Below are 16,257 nucleotides of genomic sequence, written 5' to 3' on the forward strand. Positions count from 1 at the left end.
ACCACACGCGGAGGCCCGCCGTCACCACCGTGACGACGGGCCTCCGCGTATGGTCGCTAGGCCTTGCCCTGGGACTTCAGCTCGGTGGCCAGCACCGCCGCCTGGGTGCGGCGCTGGATCTGCAGCTTGGCCAGCAGGTGGGAGACGTAGTTCTTGACGGTCTTCTCGGCGAGGAACATGCGTTCGCCGATCTGGCGGTTGGTCAGGCCCTCGCCGATGAGGTCGAACACGATGCGCTCCTGCTCGGTCAGGACCGCCAGCGGGTCGTCCTGGGAGCGTTCGCGGCGGATGCGGTCGAGCAGGGCGGTGGTGGTGCGCGGGTCGAGCAGCGAGCCGCCCGCGCCGACGGTGCGGACCGCGGCGGTGAGGTCGGAGCCGAGGACCTGCTTGAGCACGAACCCGGAGGCACCGGCCATGATCGCGTCGAAGAGCGCCTCGTCGTCGGCGTAGGACGTGAGCATCAGGCAGCGCAGGTCCGGCACCCGCGACAGCAGCTCCCGGCACAGCTCGACGCCGTTGCCGTCGGGCAGCCGCACGTCGAGGACCGCGACGTCGGCCTCGCTGCCGGGGATCCTGGTCAGCGCCTCGGCGACCGACGCCGCGTGGCCGACGACCTCCAGGTCGGTCTCGTCCTCGAACAGGTCGGCGATCCCTCTGCGGACGATCTCGTGGTCGTCCACCAGGAAGATCCGAATCATCACGTGCCTCCTCAGTCGCGGTCGACACTACGGGCCGTGCGCGTGCGGGGTCCGCAGGCGAGCGACCCGGTGCGGGTGGGACCAAAGTCCTGGTGTCTCGTCCACTGTGCCCCTGCCGGAAGGCGGTGTCGACCGGGGCCCGATGGCTGTGTCGTACCCGGGTACCCGCACCTAGCGTCGGACTCATGCGAACCCACGACGCCATCACCGACCAGCCCGTCCGCTCCGTGATGACCCGCGACGTGGTCGGCATCGTGCCCGACGCGCCGCTGGAGGTCGCGCTGCGCATGATGGTCGCCGCCCACGTCCGGCACCTGCCGGTCGTGCGAGACGGCCGCTACCTGGGCACGGTCCACGAGACCGACCTGCTCTGGCGGCTGTGGTCGACCGACGACCATCGGACCGCCTCGACCGTGGGCGCCATCGTGACCTCGTCTAGGTACCCGTGTGTCGAGGCGACCGCGACGGTGGGCGAGGCCGCCGCCCGCATGGTCGCCCAGAACGTCGACGCGGCGGTCGTCATCGACCACGGGACGCTGGTGGGCATCGTGACCGTGACCGACCTGCTCGCCGCGGTCGCCGCGGCCTGACACCGCCCTCCGCCGGGCCAGGCGTGGACCAACCGCGGCGGCGTGCAGCGCCGAGTCGGTCGCGCGCACGCCAACGACTGAAATGCGGGGCGTGGTCGGGGCAGCGGGCGTCTCGACCTGACTGACTGTCTGTCTGCCCCTCCTACTGCGATGTCACGGTCACGACATCTCGTCCACGTCACCGGCGTGTCCGCTGTGGACCGAGGCCCGCACGACACCGGAGACGGACTCGGCGAGTGCTCTGGCCACTTCCCAGTCCGACGAGTCGTCGAACCGGTCGATCACCGCGGCCACCCCGTCGGCGACCCGCACGGTCCACCGGCTCCGGCCGCCGAACACGGTGAGCGCCGCGCGCACGTCGATCGCTATGTCCACATCGGACCGCGACAGCAGACGAACCAGGTCGCGGCGGGTCACCACGCCGACCACCCGGCCGCCGCCGTCGACGACCGGCACGCACCGCCGCTTGCGGTCGACCATCGCCCGCGCGACCTCCGCAACCGGCGTGCCCGACAGCAAGCCCTCCGCGGGCGCGGTCATCACGTCGGCGACCGCCCGAACGGCGGTCCGCTCGGATGACTCGGCGAACCGGCCGCGCACCAGGTCGTACTCGGTCACGATGCCGACCAGCGTGCCCGCCGCGTCGACGACGGGCAGCGCGCTGAACCTGTTGTCGGCCATCAGCGTCGCCGCCTTGGCCACCTCGGTGGTCGCGCTGACCGTGACCACCGGCGTCGTCATGATGTCGCGGGCACGCATCACGCACCGCCGACCAGCTCGTCGGCGGGCATCGGCCGGACGACCTCGGTCAGCGCGCGGCGCGGGGCGGGGACCCCCGCGTAGCCGTAGCCCAGCCGCAGGACCGTGTGCGGCCTGCCCGCGCCGAGCAGCCCGCGCAAAGCCGAGCGCAGCGCGGGGATCTCGATGGGCTGCGACAGGAACGACGTGCACAGACCAAGCTCGGTGGCCGTCAGCAGCACCCGCTGCATCGCTTGGCCCGCCTGCACCTGGTCCATCGGATGGTCACCCGGCGTGGTCAGCACGGCCAGCAGCGGCTGCTGCTCGAACGGCCGCGCAGGCGTGTGTTCCTCGGCGAACTGCCGCAGCACGATCAGCGACGCGTCCTCGGGGGCCGGTCCGATCGCGGACAGGCGCACCCCGTCGCCCCGCTCGGCGATGCCGTGCACCCAGCGGCGCAACTCGGCCTGGTACACCGGGTCCTGCGCCTGCAGGTGCTCGCCGCGGCGGATCAGCGCGGCCAGGGCGTCGACCTCGGCAGGACGTTCCACCAGCCGCAGCGCGGCGTTCTCGGTCTGCGCGGCCCGCATCAGCTCGGCCTTGGCGTAGTCGGGGACCGGGGTGTCCAGGAACGGCCTGCGGTTGGTGTGCCTGCGCGCGATCACCGCCGCCAGCCGCTGGTCGGCGGGGGTCACCGCGCGGGCACCCGCCACCCGCACCGACGCCACCACCTCGGGCCGCGCCGGGTCCGGCAGCAGCCGCACCACCGCCGCCCGTCCCGCGGCCATCAGCGACAGGCGGATGTTGAACACCGCCGCGCCACACGACAACCGCGCCTCGTGCCCGTCAGGGTCGGCGGCGCGCAGCACCCGGTCGCGGTCGAGCAGCACATCCACCCGGTCGGCGCCCACCTCGAACACCCACGGCTGGGTGTTGTGCGGCGACGGCGCGCGCACGCCCGCCAGCAACGCGGTTCGCAGAGGTTCGGTGTGGACGTCCATGGTCGGCTCCTACTCGTTGTCTGCGTCCACCTTCGCGCCGCCGCCCGCTCGTTGGCTGCGGACGGGCGACTCCACTCGACGGGGACCTTCGAGTCCCCGGGCGGGCCCAAGGTCCCGGGTCAGCCGAACAGGCCGATGCCGCGAATACGGCGGTCGTCGACGTCGTTGTAGACGTAGCCGATCCGGTCGCGCACCTCCCGCACACCTGGCACCCTGCGGATCCACTCCCCCACCGCGCGCGCCTGGCTGCTCCACTCGACCCGGCCCACGAGCAGCACGACGTCACCGTCGATCCCAGCCCGCACCTGGGACGTGTCCACCAGCGGCACCTCCGCCAGCGCGCGCCGCACCACCGCACCCAAGTCGACCGGGTCGGACTCGGTCCGCGGCGCGGGAACGCTGTCGATCCTGTCTCGCACGGTCATCACAACCACCTCCACCTGAACTGTGTCGACGGGCCGGGCGCGGCGTCGCGGGCGGATCGGCACCACTTGACGCGTCGCAAGGTCCCTGGCCCGACGCGACCAAAGACCGCGGCAGCGGACCCTGGCCGCGCCGCAAGATCGACTCGAACAGCGTGGCCATCGACACTGGGAGCGACAATGATCGAGGCAATCGGCCTCACCAAGCGCTACGGCCGGACCCTGGCCGTCGACGACCTGACCTTCACCGTGCCCGCGGGCCGGGTCACCGGCTTCGTCGGCCCGAACGGCTCGGGCAAGTCCACCACCATGCGGATGATCCTCGGCCTCGACGCCCCCACCGCGGGCCGCGCCCTGATCGACGGCAACCGCTACCGCGACCTGCGCCACCCGCTGCGCACCGTCGGCGCCCTGCTCGACGCCAAGTGGGTGCACCCCAACCGCTCCGCGCGGGCGCACCTGCAGTGGATGGCCAAGTCCAACAAGATCTCGCCCAAGCGCGTCGACGAGGTCCTGGAGATCGTCGGCCTGACGTCGGTGGCCAACAAGCGCGCGGGCGGCTTCTCGCTCGGCATGTCCCAGCGCCTGGGCATCGCCGCCGCGCTGCTCGGCGACCCGCAGGTGCTGCTGTTCGACGAGCCGGTCAACGGCCTCGACCCCGAGGGCATCCTCTGGATCCGCCGCTTCATGCACCGCCTCGCGGAGGAGGGCCGCACGGTCTTCGTCTCCAGCCACCTGCTTTCGGAGATGGCGCTCACCGCGCAGGAACTCGTGGTCATCGGCCGCGGCAAGCTCATCTCCCAGAACTCCACCGAGGACCTCGTCGCGAACGCGACCAGCAACAGCGTGCGCGTCCGTACCCCCGACCGACAGGCCCTGCACACCGCGCTGAACGCCGCGGGCGCCACCACCCACGACGACGGCGACAGCCTGATCGTGTCCGGAATGGACAGTGCGGCGATCGGCGACCTCGCCGCCCGCGCGGGAATCCCCGTCCACGAACTCAGCCCCCGGCACGGCTCCCTCGAGGATGCCTTCCTCCACCTCACCGGCGACTCCGTCGACTACCGCACGACCCTCGAAAAGGTGACGTCATGACCCTGCTCGCCGTCGAACGCGTCAAGCTCCTCACCACCCGCTCCCCCTGGTGGTGCACCCTCATCGCCCTGGCCGTGACCGTAGGCGTCGCCGCACTGATCACCGGCACCGACGCCGACGCGGCCAGCGTGGCGGCCACCCAGTTCGGCGCCGGATTCGGGCTGACCGTGGTCATGGTCATGGCCACCCTCGCCGTCACCACCGAGTACCGCTTCTCCACGATCCGCGCGACGTTCCAAGCCATCCCCAACCGCACCGCCGCCCTGCTCGCCAAGACGACGGTCGTCGCACTGCTCGCCGGGATCATCGGCGAACTCGCCGGGTTCGGCTCCTGGGCCCTGTCCACCGCCATGTCGCCGGTCGACCTGACCATCGACACCGCGTTCGAGTGGCGCACCGTAGCCGGAGTGGGCCTCGTCTACGCCATCGCCGCCGTCATCTCCGTCGCCGTCGGCGTCATCATCCGCCACTCCGCGGGCGCCATCGCCTTGCTGCTCATCTACACCCGCCTCGTCGAGGGCCTCGTCTCCCTCATCCCCAACGTCGGCGCCGATGTCTACAAGTGGCTGCCCTTCACCCTCGCCAACCACTTCCTCACCGGCGAGGCAGACCCGTCCGACGGGCCGACACCGCAGTTCGGCCCGCCCGCCCACATAACCATCTCCCCCTGGACGGCCCTCGCCCTCTTCGCCGCCTTCGCCGCGACCATCCTCACCATCGCCCTGATCACCGCCAACAAGCGCGACGCCTAGTCCCACGAGTGACCAGGTCGAGTCTGCCCCCTGGAGGATGTGGACCCTTCACATCCTCCAGGGGTCTTGGGCTCGCCCGACCATGGCGCCAACCACGCGGTGACCGTCCCACGGCGACCTGGAGGGCGCATGCCAGCACCTCGACCTTGGTCGACTCACGAGATCTCATCGAGCGCACAGCCCGCGAACAGGTCGGCAACCGCCTGCTCGACCTGTTCGCGGGCTGGCCGCCCGGCCATCATGGCGTTGTGAGCCGCGTCGGTGAGGATGGCTGGCGGCCCAGTCAGGTGCAGGAGCGGTTGATCGCCGCTCGCATTCCCGCTGCCCGCGACCGCGACACGGTGACCCAACACCACTGGCGGTCCTGCCCACCCGCCACCGGCTCTCCACCGTCGCCGGGACGACCCATCCGCGCTGGTCGCCCACCTGCCGGCCAAGCACTACACCAACCTCATCGGCACCGAGCCACGCGACGACATGACCTTTGAGTGGTCGTGAATGAGTCGAAAGGGTCCGAGTTCGCTCGAGAACTTTCGACACACGCCGGCCAGAACTGGAACGGCCGGATCTAGCGGATCCTGGTGTCGCCCCGTTCCTCGGTCGAGAATCAGTTCGTGCAGCCATGACCTTGTCGGAACAAATCCCATGCGGAAACTGTTCCGATGTTCAGGCCCAACCGTTGCCAAGTATTGAGTCGGCGGCGCGAATATAGTCGCGCGGATTCGTGTCGGGCCGAACGCTACGTTCCTGGGCTCGCCGCTGGTGGCGTAGGAGGAGAAGTGGTGGACTTCCTGGCCGCTCACCACCGAGTCCAGCTCGGATTCCTTGTCCTTGCTCTCGACGCCTTCGACTTCTTCGATCAAGTAGTCGCGATGGGCCAGGCGGCTGGCCCCGACCAAGAGCTCGGGATGCCCAATTTGGCCGGCATCCTCGCGATGTCGCGGTCCCGGTCGGCTGCGCGCGGACGACGGCCCAGGTGGTGGTCATGGTCGTCATGATGCCGGTTGCTGTTTGAGGTTGATGGAGGCTTCGCTCCTTCGGGTGAGCGAACTCGAAGCCGATCGCGGAAGTTGAGGCTCACGCGGTTCCAGTGGAACAGTATATGACGCGGGCACCGATTGGGGTCCTTTATAGGCATTCCGTTGGTGACGATTCAGGCCCCGCTTCGGAACGCACCAACGTGCTCGGTGCCGAGGCCCGCCGCCCGTCTCGGCGCAGGGCCGGATCATTTCACGACACCCAGGCGAAACCGTCGCGGAGTCCTCGGCCGCACCATCAGTCCGCGGCGCCCCGACGAAGTCCAAGTTCGGCCGGTCTCGGAAGCGCTCACCGCGGTCAAGGACAGTTGACGGCACGACGAGCGCGTAGCAGGGTCGATCGGCTCTTGCCACGGCGTCGGCCGAGGACGAGAGTTGCCGAAAGGACAAATCCTCGCAAAGCGACTCGAGGAGTTCGGTATGCGATCCTTTTCGGCAGTCTTCGCCGCAGTCCTGATCCTCCCCGCCAGTCTGCTGACACCGACCGTCGCGGCGGCCGTCCCCATCACGCCGGGCGGCTCGACAGAGGTCACCGTCGGCAGCAACGACAACCTGTTCTCGCAGAACAAGCAGAACGAGCCGGGGGTCGCGGTCAACCCGGTCAACCCGCTGATCCTGGCGGCAGGCGCCAACGACAACATCGACATGGAAGCCTGCAACGCCGGTGACGACCGCACCTGCCCCTTCACACCGGGTGTGGGCCTGTCGGGGGTCCAGTTCTCGACCAACGGCGGCGTCTCGTGGACGCAGCCGACCTACACGGGCTACTCGGCACGGGTGACGCCGAGTTGCCTCGGCCAGCCCGACGTCGCGGTGGGTCAGCCGCCGGCCGGTGACACCGGGTGCGTGCCCGACCCGGCTGGACCGATCGGCACGCTGCCGCACTACGACGACAATGGGATGGTCTCCAACGGCGACCCGGAGCTGGTCTTCGGTCCGGCACCGGATGCGAACGGCGACTTCTCCTGGGCGAACGGGCAGCGGCTGTACTACGCGAACATCGCCACCCCGTTCCCCGGCAATCCGGGCTTCAAGGGCGCGGGCGCGATCGCGGTGTCGCACACGCTCGACCTCGCCGGTGCCATCGCCGGGAACGACGCCGCGTGGTCGGACCCGGTGGTAGTCACCCGGCAGAACTCGGCCCTGTTCAGCGACAAGGAACAGTTGTGGGCCGACAACGCCGAGACCAGCTCGCATTTCGGCAACGTCTACGTCTGCGACGTCGGCTTCCGCGGCACCGCCGGGTCCGAGCCGGTGCTGTTCTCGCGGTCGACCGACGGCGGCGACACCTGGACCGTGCGGCAGCTGAGTGAGGCGACGAACAACAGCCAGACCGGCGGGCGGCAGGGCTGCGCGATCCGCACCGACAGTGCGGGCGTTGTCTACGTGATCTGGGAAGGGTCGTCCATCCCGTCCGGGCAGGGCGTCTTTTTCCTGGCGCGGTCGTTCAACGGCGGCGCCAACTTCGAGCGGGCCCGGCCCATCGTCGCGGTCGAGGGCATCGGCCAGTTCGACCCGGCACAGGGACGGTTCACCATCGACGGCATCGCCGGTGCGCGCACCAACACCTTCCCGAGCATCGACATCGCCAACGGCGCTCCGTCCGGAGAGGACGCGACTGACCAGATCCTGGTCACCTGGTCCGACGACCGGGCAGGCACGAACCAGGAGCGGGCGTACGTCATCTCCTCGACCACGGGCGGTGACACCTTCTCCGGTGTCATGGACGCCAACGACGGCGCCGACCGGGCCAACTTCCCGGCCATCGCCATCTCGCCGGACGGCACGGACGCCTGGCTGGTCTACAACGCATGGCTGGACCCGTGGCGCACCGAGACCACGTCCCCCCGGCGGGTGCTCGGGGTCGTGCGGCACGCCCAGATCGCCGGCGGCGTCATCGGCCCGTGGACGACGGTGCTTCGCGGCCCGGACGGCGACGGGCGTGCCGCCAGCGCCAACGGCCTGACCTCGGAATTCCTCGGCGACTACAACTACGTGGTGGCCACCAATGACGCGGCCACGGCGGTGTGGAACGACATGCGCGACGGCGCGGTCTGCCCGGCCATCAACGCCTACCGGCAGGCATTCGTCGAGGACGTGCTGGCAGGCGAGGCGGCGCCGGTCGTGGCCGACCGGCCGCGAGACCGCGCGTCGGCGAGCGAGTTGCCCGCGACCCACTCGACCGCGCTACGACCCGGCCCGAACAACCAGTGCCCGCCCAGCTTCGGCGGTTCCAGCATCTACGGAGGTTCGTTCAGCGACGACGACTGACAGCCGCGTGTTGACCTGCAAGGCGAAAATGGCCTGGGCTTGAGGCCAGACATGGTTTGCGCGATCGCAGGGAAGGCCGCCACCGACCAGTGGCGGCCATTCCCGTGGGATCTCCCATCTACCGCTTCCGGACTGCGTAGGTCAGGTGCGTCGCCCTTGGCGAGGGCTGCGCACGGATCGGCTCCAGGGCCACGCGGCTCGCGTCCACGCCGTCGAACAGGCGTACGCCAGTGCCGAACAGCATGGGCGACAGCGAGATCGTGAACTCATCGATCAGGCAGGCGTTCACGTACTCCAGGACCGTCGCGCCTCCGCCCGCGCTGCGGACGTCGCGGTCGCCCGCAGCCAACGCAGTCGTACCGGTACACGACATCCGCGTCCGGGCGATCACATCAGATCAGGCGCTGCGCCGCAGCGCGTCGTAACACGGCTGCCGCCGCGTCGACGTCCTCTTTGGACGGGCGTGGTACCTGAGTCGCGAGGGTCCTGGAGTACCAGCTGTTTGTCTCTCGCGGTCGGCCGACTGCAGGGGTCGCGGTTGGGTCCACCGGAAGCCGGACCCCCGCGCCATCGATGCCGGGCTGACCCTGGCCGGGCTCGACGTCCTCACCGAGGCGACGCCGGTGTACTTGCGCCTCATCGAGGGGCTGAGCGACCGAACGCGAACTTGAGGAGACCAGCGAGAAACTCCGCGGCGTAGCCCTTCACGTGGTCCGCGCCTAAGTTGTCGACTCCACGGCGAGCGGCTTCCCGATGCCGTTCGCGGCTTGTTCGGCGAGGAGGAAGTCGAGGAAGTGGTGGGTGAGCGGCTCGCCGATGAGGGGTTCGAGGAAGAGGAACTGCCCCTGCGGATTCACCTCCAGCCACACAGGTTCTCCTCGCGGAGTGAGTTTGAGGTCGATGACGCCCATGCGCAGACCAAGGTGGCGTAGTACGCGGGTGACCAGCTCGGCGGTTTCCTCGGGGACAGTCCAACGGGTGATCGGGACGTTCAGATTGGGTCGCCAGTCGAGCTCGTCGGTCTCGATGAGGGCGGCGTACATGTTCTCGCCGAAGCAGTTGAGACGGATGTGGTGGCTGCCGGGGATGTATTCCTGGTAGATCGCCGGGCAGACCGCGAACGATTGTTCGGGAATCGATTCGGGATCGTCCATGAATCGGGTGAACATGAGCGGTCCGGCCGCGCCCACGACGGGTTTGACGATCACCCTCCCTACCGAGCGGACGAACGCGACCACATCGTCGCGTGACTGGGTGACCAGGGTTCGCGGCACCCGGAAGCCCGACGTGGCCGCGACGGCGAGTTGGTAGAGCTTGTCGGCGGCGCGGTCGGTGGCCTCCGGCGTGGAGACCCACCGGCCGTGGAAGCCGGAGGCGAGCGCACCGGCGAGCCCGCCCCGGCAGTCGTTGTTGACGAGTCTGCGCTGGTGGTCGTCAGCGGCGTGATCGGCGACGTCCTGGTCGGCGCGAACGCGACGCCACCAGAGGACGGACGCGTCGTCCAGCGGCAGGGTGACGCCGTCGGCTGTCAACACGCTCGCCGACGGCGTGGGATGCGAGCGCCAGGTGACACTTGGCCGTCCACTGACACGGTCGCACTCGACGATGTGGAAGTCGGTGATCCCGCGGCCACGCGCCGCGTGCTGGACGGCGATGGTGTGGAAGTCGTCCCTGATCGTGACGGTGAGGATCACCTCACATCATGCCGCAGTCATCCGTGCAGCCCGCCGAACAGGTCTCGCACGCGGTACCGGCGAGGTTGGCGGCGTCGATCTTGACGCCGGTGGTCTGACGGACCGCGTTCTCCCAGGCGCGCAGGTCTTCCGGGCTCTCCATCTTGATGAACGAGTCAGGCTGCACGACCATGACGACAGGTGGTGCCGCGCGATTGACTTCCCTCTTCTTCGGAACAGGGTCGCCTAGCTTGAAGGTCATGGTCTCCGCCCTTCATCACGGGCACCGTGCGCGCCCACTGTCAGTGATGAAGCGACAGCGCATCGCGGCGGAGTAGGGCCGTCCGACCCCATGTCATCCACAATCATCCGTTTGGGGCAGTGTCGAGCGCTTGTCGCGCTGCCCGTGGCTCAGCGGGCCGCCTTGCGCAGCAACGCCCGCGCCTGGTCGCCCTGGATCGCCGATGTCCACAGTGTCTTCGTCAGCCGCTCGTACACCGCCACGCCGCCCGCGTCGGCAACGGTGATCACGGACTGGTCGATCGTCGCCAACACCGTGTCGTCGACGATCGTGTAGCCGTGCAGGGTGATCGTCGGCAGGTCGACGTGTCGGGGCAGGACGCCGAGCCGAACGTGCCGCAGTTCGGTGAGTGCCGCGAGCCGGGCGTTCTGGCCACGCATGACCGGGCGCGGGCAGGCCCGCGAGCGCAGCGCGGACTCGCCAATCAGGATCTCGACCCGCGCGGTGGCGTCGTAGAGCACCGACTGGCGGCGGATCCGGTCGAGCAGATCGGCTCCGGCCGCATTGGTGACGTAGCCGGCGTAGTCGGCGGACTGGGCGATCTCGGGAACGCCGTACAACTCCACCGAGACGATCCGTGATCCCGCCATGCTCTGTGAGCGTACGCCGAGCGGGCCGCGGTTCGATTACGAAATGTGGTCGGTCGCGTCCAATGTGGGCGCACCGTCGCCGCGAGCCGATCGCCTGCCCGCGGATGAAACGCGTCGGTCGGTGGTGGCGACTCCCATAGGGGAGGACGCCGCTCGTCGGGGGACTCGACGGAGGCTCGCATGCGCTCACGACAGCGCGCGACTGTCGTTCTGGCCGCGCTCGCACTGGTCCTGACCATCCCCGTTCCGGCTGTCGCCGCCGCACCCGCACGTCCTGACCTGGACATGTATACGGTCGAAGGCACGACGGACAAGATCGATGAAGTCGTACCCGGCCTGGAGCTCGCGGGCACCCGGACCACGTCGGCCGGGGTGCGCGCCGACGCGGTGCTGACCCCGGCGCAGGCGGACAAGTTGGCCGCGGCGGGGCTGGCGGTCACCCTCAAACGGGACGCGAAAGGGCGCACCGTCAGCGAGCAGGCCGCGGCTCAGGCCGCCGCCGGGTTCGACGTGTGGCGGTCCTGGGACGAGGCGGGCGGCATCGAGGACGAGCTGCGCGACATCGCGCGGCGCCACCCCCAGTTCGTCAAGCTCGTCAAGCTGGGCGAGACGCACCAGCGACGCGACATCCTGGCGCTCAAAGTCACCCAGGGCGCGCCCGGTCTGCGGGACGGGGCCCGGCCCGCGGTGCTGTACTCCTCGCTGCAGCACGCCCGGGAGTGGATCAGCGGTGAGGTCAACCGCCGCACCCTGCGCCACGTGGTCAACGCGTACCAGGCGGGCGACAAGCAGATCAAGGACCTGCTGAAGACGGTCGAGCTGTGGTTCGTCGTGGTCGCCAACCCCGACGGCTACCAGTACACCTTCGACCACGAGCGGCTGTGGCGGAAGAACCTGCGCGACAACAACGGCGACGGCCAGATCGCCATCGGCGACGGCGTCGACCCCAACCGCAACTTCAACGAGCACTGGGGCCACGACAACGAGGGATCGTCGCCGAACCCCGCCGACGAGACCTACCGCGGGCCCAGCGCGGGCTCCGAGCCGGAGACCAAGGCCATGGCCGGGCTGATCACCCGGATCAAGCCCAAGTTCCAGTCGAACCTGCACTCCTTCGGCCAGTGGCTGCTGTACCCGCAGGGCTGGCAGGTCGGCACGCCCGACGCGGACAACCCCCTCTACGTCGCGCTCGGCGGCACCGACGCCAACCCGGCGATCCCGGGCTTCAACCCCGGGCAGTCCGCGGACACGCTGTACGTCACCAACGGCGAGACCACTGACTACGCCGACACCACGGCGGGCACTGTCGCGTTCACCCCGGAACTGGGTGAGGGCGTGCCGGGCGCGGGCTTCGTGTTCCCCGACGACGAGGGCCTCATCCAGGCCGAGTTCCAGCGCATCCTGCCGTTCCACCTGGCCATGGCGCGCTCGGCGGCTGACGCGGACGACCCGGTGTCCCCGGTCGGGATCACCCCAGCGCCCTTCTACCTCGACCAGGACGTCATCGACCCGCAGAACGGCCAGCAGTCGCTGTTCGACTTCACCTTCAGCACTTCCTACGGGGACCCGCAGGAAGTCAGGGTGCTCGCCAAGCGGGCGCTCGGCGCGGTCAGCCTCCACTACCAGGTCGACGGCGGCGCCGTGCAGACCAGGCAGACGGCTGAGTGGACCGGTGGCGAACGGTACGGGCCGGGCAACGGCGCGCACTACCACGTCGTCAGCGGCACGATCACCGGAACGCCGCCGGGCGCAGGCGTCAAGGTGTGGTTCAGCGGCGGCGGTGCCACCAGCGACTCGTTCACCTACTCGGTCAAGTCCGACACTGGCAAGCGGGTGCTGGTGCTCGCGGCCGAGGACTACACCGGCGCGTCGCCGGTCAAGCCGGGCGTGACGGCGCCGCAGTACCTGTCGTTCTACACCGACGCGCTGACGGCCAACGGCGTCCAGTTCGACGTGTACGACGTCGACGCGGAGGGCCGCAGGGCACCGGACAACCTTGGCGTGCTCAGCCATTACGACGCTGTGGTCTGGTACACCGGCGACGACGTGGTCACCCGCGAATTCGGTTGGGGCCCTGGCAACGCGTCGCGGCTGGCGATGCAGGAGATTCTGGAGGTCCGCGACTTCGTCAACGAGGGCGGCCGGGTGGCCTACACCGGGCAGCGGGCGGGCCAGCAGTACACGACCGGTCTCGGTACGCAGCTCTACGACCCGTTCGAGAACCTTCAGTGCTCGGCCAACCCGGCGATCAGCGGGCGCTGTCTGGCACTGTCCGGCTCTGGTGACTCGCAAGGCGACCCGATCGAGTACTTCTTCGGCGCGGCAATCACCTCACCCGGCGGTGGCCTCGACCCGGACACCGGGGACCCGTTCCCGATCGCCGGGATCGACGACCCGCTCGCCGGGCTCACGCTGGACCGCAACGGGGCCGACAGCGCCCAGAATCAGGCGAGCGACTCGTCGTTCATCGCCACGCAGGACTTCCTGCAGGTGACCGACCCGGCGGGCAGCTTCCCGCACCTGGCGAGCTGGCCCGCGGCGGAGTACCTGAGCGGCCTGGCCGGTCCGTTCGACCCCCACTCCGGCGCCCAGTTCATGTGGTCGGACCGCGCGGACGAGGCCTACAAGCGGCTGGCGCGCACGATCAGCGTCCCCGCCGAAGGCGCTTCGCTGTCGTTCTGGACCAGCTACAACCTGGAACTGGACTTCGACTACCTGATCGTGGAGGCACACACCGTCGGCCAGGACAACTGGACGACACTGCCCGACAGCAACGGCCACACCAGCGACGACCTGTCCAGTGACCAGTCCTGCCCGGGCGGCTGGAGCAACCCCGCCGACGCCGCCAACGTCCTGCACCCGTTCCTGACGCACTACCAGACGTTCAACGCCGACGGAACGTGCTCCAACACCGGGAGCACGGGCGAGTGGAACGCCGCCAACGGCAGCTCGTCGGGCTGGCAGCAGTGGGAGATCGACCTGACCCCCTACGCGGGCAGCCAGGTCGAGGTGTCGATCACCGTCCTCAGCGACTGGGGCGCCCAACAGTTCCCCGGCGTGTTCATCGATGACATCGAGGTGTCCACCGGTGAGGGGACGACATCGTTCGAGTCGGGCCTCGACGGCTGGGTCGTCACGGGTGCGCCGCAGGACCCGGGCGGCATCGAGGGCGCCAACGTCAACGACTGGACCCGCCGCGCGGGCTTCGGCATCAAGGAGGGCGCCGCGGTGGCGACCCCGGACACGCTCTACCTGGGCTTCGGCTTCGAGGGTGTGAGCGGCACGGCGACGCGCGCCGCGGTGATGGACCGCATCATCGCCTATCTGCTGCGGTGATGGCCGCGCCGCGGGCCCGTCCGGATTGACGGGCCCGCGGCGCACTTCGCTCTATCGGTCGGGTAGCCAGCCCGTCCTTTGTGGACCTCGCTGGCGCCTGCGCGGCGCCGCGACCAGTTCTCCTGAGTACGCGGACCGACGTGCGCGTACTTCTTGATGATCGGCAGGTACGCGCCCCAGATGGGGCCGTAGGTGACGCTGCCGAAGATCTCGACACCCGGTCCGCGACTTCATGGCGAAGCCACGGGACCGGGTTCACCGGCGTGCTAGTTCTGGCCCTGTCTCAGCGAGTACTGGGTCTGGGCGTTGAACACGTCCTGGTGCACCGACTTCGCCTGGTTCGTACGCGGGTCGAGCACCTCCAGGACGTCGAGGCCCTGCTGGCCGTCCATCGAGTAGATGTAGCCGTTGTACCAGTACGCCGACCACGTGCCCGACGGTCCCTTGCGCTCTGGCAGCGGGTTGAAGTATCCGATCTCCGTCGGGTTCGCGGAGTCGGTGAAGTCCCAGATGGACACTCCGCCCTTGTACCAGGACTGCACCATGATGTCGCGGCCCTTGGCGGGCACCACGGATCCGTTGTGCGCCACGCAGATCTCGGTGTCATCGCGTGGGATCTTGAAGTACGAGCGGAACCGCAGGCCGGCCGCTGAGCCCTGGCCGACCAGATCATAGATCCCGTCCGCGCCGCGGGTCTTGGCGATGGTGGGCTTGCAGGTGGCCGCGCCGCCGCCGCCGAGCTCGTCGGTGAAGACGACCTTGGTGGCGTCGTTGTTGAACGTCGCCGAGTGCCAGAACGCGAAGTTCGTGTCGTCCTGGACCCGGGTGATCACCTTCGGGTTCGCCCGGTCGGTGATGTCGAACAGCACGCCGTCACCCATGCACGCGCCCGCGGCGATGTCCTTGTCCGGGAACGCGGTGATGTCGTGGCAGCCGCTGGTCGCGGTGACGTAGCCGGTGTCGACGGTGCCTGGCTTGCCCGGGTTGCCGCCGTCGCCGAACAGCACCGGGGTGGCCACGACCGCCGCGGCGGCCGGGTCGGCCAGCGGCACCTTGACGATGGAGATCTTGTCGTGCGGCGGCTTGCACCGCGCGATCGACGGGCTGGGCCCATAGGAGGAGATGTAGAGGTAGGCGTTCACACCTTCCTTGTCGGGCACCAGCGTGTGGGTGTGCGAACCGCAGTCGGACTCGACGGACTTGACGTAGCGCGGGTTCGCCTTGTCGCTGATGTCGAAGATCCGGATGCCCTCCCAGTACGGCTTGGTGCCGTCGTTCTGGGCCACCGACGAACAACTGTCGTCGCTGCGCCTCGAGTCGACTGAGTAGAACAGCAGATCGCCGTGCACGGTGACGTCACCCTGCGACCCCGGGCACAGCACCTGGCTGACCACGTAGGGCTTGTGCGGGTGCTTGATGTTGTAGATCGTGAAGCCCGCGTAGTTGCCGCCGATGGCGTAGTCGCCGGTGAAGGCGAGGTCGCTGCCCCGCCCGCCGTTCTGCGTCAGCGGGGCGGTGTGCGGGACGTTGGCCACCTGGCGGACGTTGTCGCTGGTGACGAAGTTGGTCTGCCCGAGGTCGGGGTCCGCCTGCACCGCGGCGGGCGAGTCGTCCGGCTCCGGATCGGCCACGGCGACGGGCGCGCCGAGCAGGAAGAACGCTGAGGTGATCGCGGCGAGCCGCGCAGGGATACTCACTCCCACGCCATGTCCTTTCGTCTGAAAGTTGCGTGAAGCGAGAATTCTTCCGC

16 protein-coding genes are annotated in these 16,257 nt (G+C 69.3%); 5 read left to right on the top strand and 11 right to left on the bottom strand.

Features of this window, described 5'->3' with window-relative positions; all coding sequences use genetic code 11:
• Positions 1 to 56: 56 nt before the first annotated feature.
• Entirely contained in the window at positions 57 to 701 is a 645-nt protein-coding gene (locus ACSHT8_RS05740; RefSeq protein ID WP_436498402.1) for a response regulator transcription factor, read from the bottom strand.
• Positions 702 to 883: 182 nt separating this feature from the next.
• On the opposite strand from ACSHT8_RS05740, the gene ACSHT8_RS05745 reads away from it, so the two are divergent.
• Positions 884 to 1,288, top strand: coding sequence for a CBS domain-containing protein (locus ACSHT8_RS05745; RefSeq protein ID WP_436498404.1), 405 nt, complete (start codon positions 884 to 886; stop codon positions 1,286 to 1,288).
• Positions 1,289 to 1,447: 159 nt separating this feature from the next.
• Here the strand turns inward: ACSHT8_RS05745 and ACSHT8_RS05750 are convergent, their stop codons facing one another.
• From ACSHT8_RS05750 to ACSHT8_RS05760, 3 genes are all read right to left on the bottom strand, one after another.
• Positions 1,448 to 2,047 (bottom strand): CBS domain-containing protein, encoded by a 600-nt coding sequence (locus ACSHT8_RS05750; protein WP_436498406.1) that lies wholly within the window; start codon positions 2,045 to 2,047, stop codon positions 1,448 to 1,450.
• On the bottom strand, positions 2,047 to 3,027 hold the full coding sequence (locus ACSHT8_RS05755) for an Acg family FMN-binding oxidoreductase (protein ID WP_436498408.1): 981 nt from the start codon (positions 3,025 to 3,027) through the stop codon (positions 2,047 to 2,049). The genes ACSHT8_RS05750 and ACSHT8_RS05755 overlap by 1 nt, the downstream gene beginning before the upstream one ends.
• Positions 3,028 to 3,146: 119 nt before the next feature.
• Entirely contained in the window at positions 3,147 to 3,452 is a 306-nt protein-coding gene (locus ACSHT8_RS05760) for a BON domain-containing protein (RefSeq protein WP_436498410.1), read from the bottom strand.
• A 177-nt stretch (positions 3,453 to 3,629) separates the two neighbouring features.
• Here ACSHT8_RS05760 and ACSHT8_RS05765 point away from each other — a divergent pair, with 177 nt between their 5' ends.
• Both ACSHT8_RS05765 and ACSHT8_RS05770 read left to right on the top strand, forming a co-directional pair.
• Positions 3,630 to 4,547 carry an ABC transporter ATP-binding protein gene (locus ACSHT8_RS05765; protein ID WP_436498412.1) on the top strand — a complete coding sequence of 306 codons (918 nt, stop codon included), beginning with the start codon at positions 3,630 to 3,632 and terminating at the stop codon, positions 4,545 to 4,547.
• Entirely contained in the window at positions 4,544 to 5,299 is a 756-nt protein-coding gene (locus ACSHT8_RS05770) for a hypothetical protein (RefSeq protein ID WP_436498414.1), read from the top strand. Before ACSHT8_RS05765 ends, ACSHT8_RS05770 begins: the two co-directional genes overlap by 4 nt.
• A gap of 155 nt (positions 5,300 to 5,454) precedes the next feature.
• Here ACSHT8_RS05770 and ACSHT8_RS05775 read toward each other — a convergent pair whose 3' ends face one another.
• Positions 5,455 to 5,652, bottom strand: a complete 198-nt coding sequence (locus tag ACSHT8_RS05775; RefSeq protein ID WP_436498416.1) for a hypothetical protein — start codon at positions 5,650 to 5,652, stop codon at positions 5,455 to 5,457.
• A gap of 87 nt (positions 5,653 to 5,739) precedes the next feature.
• Complete coding sequence (locus ACSHT8_RS05780) at positions 5,740 to 6,162, bottom strand: hypothetical protein (protein WP_436498418.1); 423 nt, start codon at positions 6,160 to 6,162, stop codon at positions 5,740 to 5,742.
• A gap of 594 nt (positions 6,163 to 6,756) precedes the next feature.
• Between ACSHT8_RS05780 and ACSHT8_RS05785 the strand changes: the two genes are divergently transcribed.
• Positions 6,757 to 8,607, top strand: coding sequence for a hypothetical protein (locus ACSHT8_RS05785; protein WP_436498420.1), 1,851 nt, complete (start codon positions 6,757 to 6,759; stop codon positions 8,605 to 8,607).
• A gap of 118 nt (positions 8,608 to 8,725) precedes the next feature.
• Here ACSHT8_RS05785 and ACSHT8_RS05790 read toward each other — a convergent pair whose 3' ends face one another.
• From ACSHT8_RS05790 to ACSHT8_RS05805, 4 genes are all read right to left on the bottom strand, one after another.
• Positions 8,726 to 8,956 (bottom strand): dihydrofolate reductase family protein, encoded by a 231-nt coding sequence (locus ACSHT8_RS05790; RefSeq protein WP_436498422.1) that lies wholly within the window; start codon positions 8,954 to 8,956, stop codon positions 8,726 to 8,728.
• A 370-nt stretch (positions 8,957 to 9,326) separates the two neighbouring features.
• Positions 9,327 to 10,301 (bottom strand): ATP-grasp domain-containing protein, encoded by a 975-nt coding sequence (locus ACSHT8_RS05795; RefSeq protein ID WP_436498424.1) that lies wholly within the window; start codon positions 10,299 to 10,301, stop codon positions 9,327 to 9,329.
• 1 nt (position 10,302) lies between these two features.
• Positions 10,303 to 10,473, bottom strand: a complete 171-nt coding sequence (locus ACSHT8_RS05800) for a hypothetical protein (RefSeq protein WP_436498426.1) — start codon at positions 10,471 to 10,473, stop codon at positions 10,303 to 10,305.
• A gap of 218 nt (positions 10,474 to 10,691) precedes the next feature.
• Entirely contained in the window at positions 10,692 to 11,171 is a 480-nt protein-coding gene (locus tag ACSHT8_RS05805) for a Scr1 family TA system antitoxin-like transcriptional regulator (protein WP_436498428.1), read from the bottom strand.
• A 180-nt stretch (positions 11,172 to 11,351) separates the two neighbouring features.
• Between ACSHT8_RS05805 and ACSHT8_RS05810 the strand changes: the two genes are divergently transcribed.
• Positions 11,352 to 14,507 (top strand): M14 family zinc carboxypeptidase, encoded by a 3,156-nt coding sequence (locus ACSHT8_RS05810; protein WP_436498430.1) that lies wholly within the window; start codon positions 11,352 to 11,354, stop codon positions 14,505 to 14,507.
• Positions 14,508 to 14,773: 266 nt separating this feature from the next.
• On the opposite strand, the gene ACSHT8_RS05815 is transcribed toward ACSHT8_RS05810, so the two are convergent.
• The gene (locus ACSHT8_RS05815; RefSeq protein WP_436498432.1) at positions 14,774 to 16,210 is read right to left on the bottom strand and encodes an LVIVD repeat-containing protein; all 1,437 of its coding nucleotides are present in this window, start codon (positions 16,208 to 16,210) and stop codon (positions 14,774 to 14,776) included.
• Between the last annotated feature and the right edge of the window lie 47 nt (positions 16,211 to 16,257).

The organism is Actinokineospora sp. HUAS TT18 (genome assembly GCF_051364635.1).
In the GTDB taxonomy this organism is placed as follows: Bacteria; Actinomycetota; Actinomycetes; order Mycobacteriales; family Pseudonocardiaceae; genus Actinokineospora.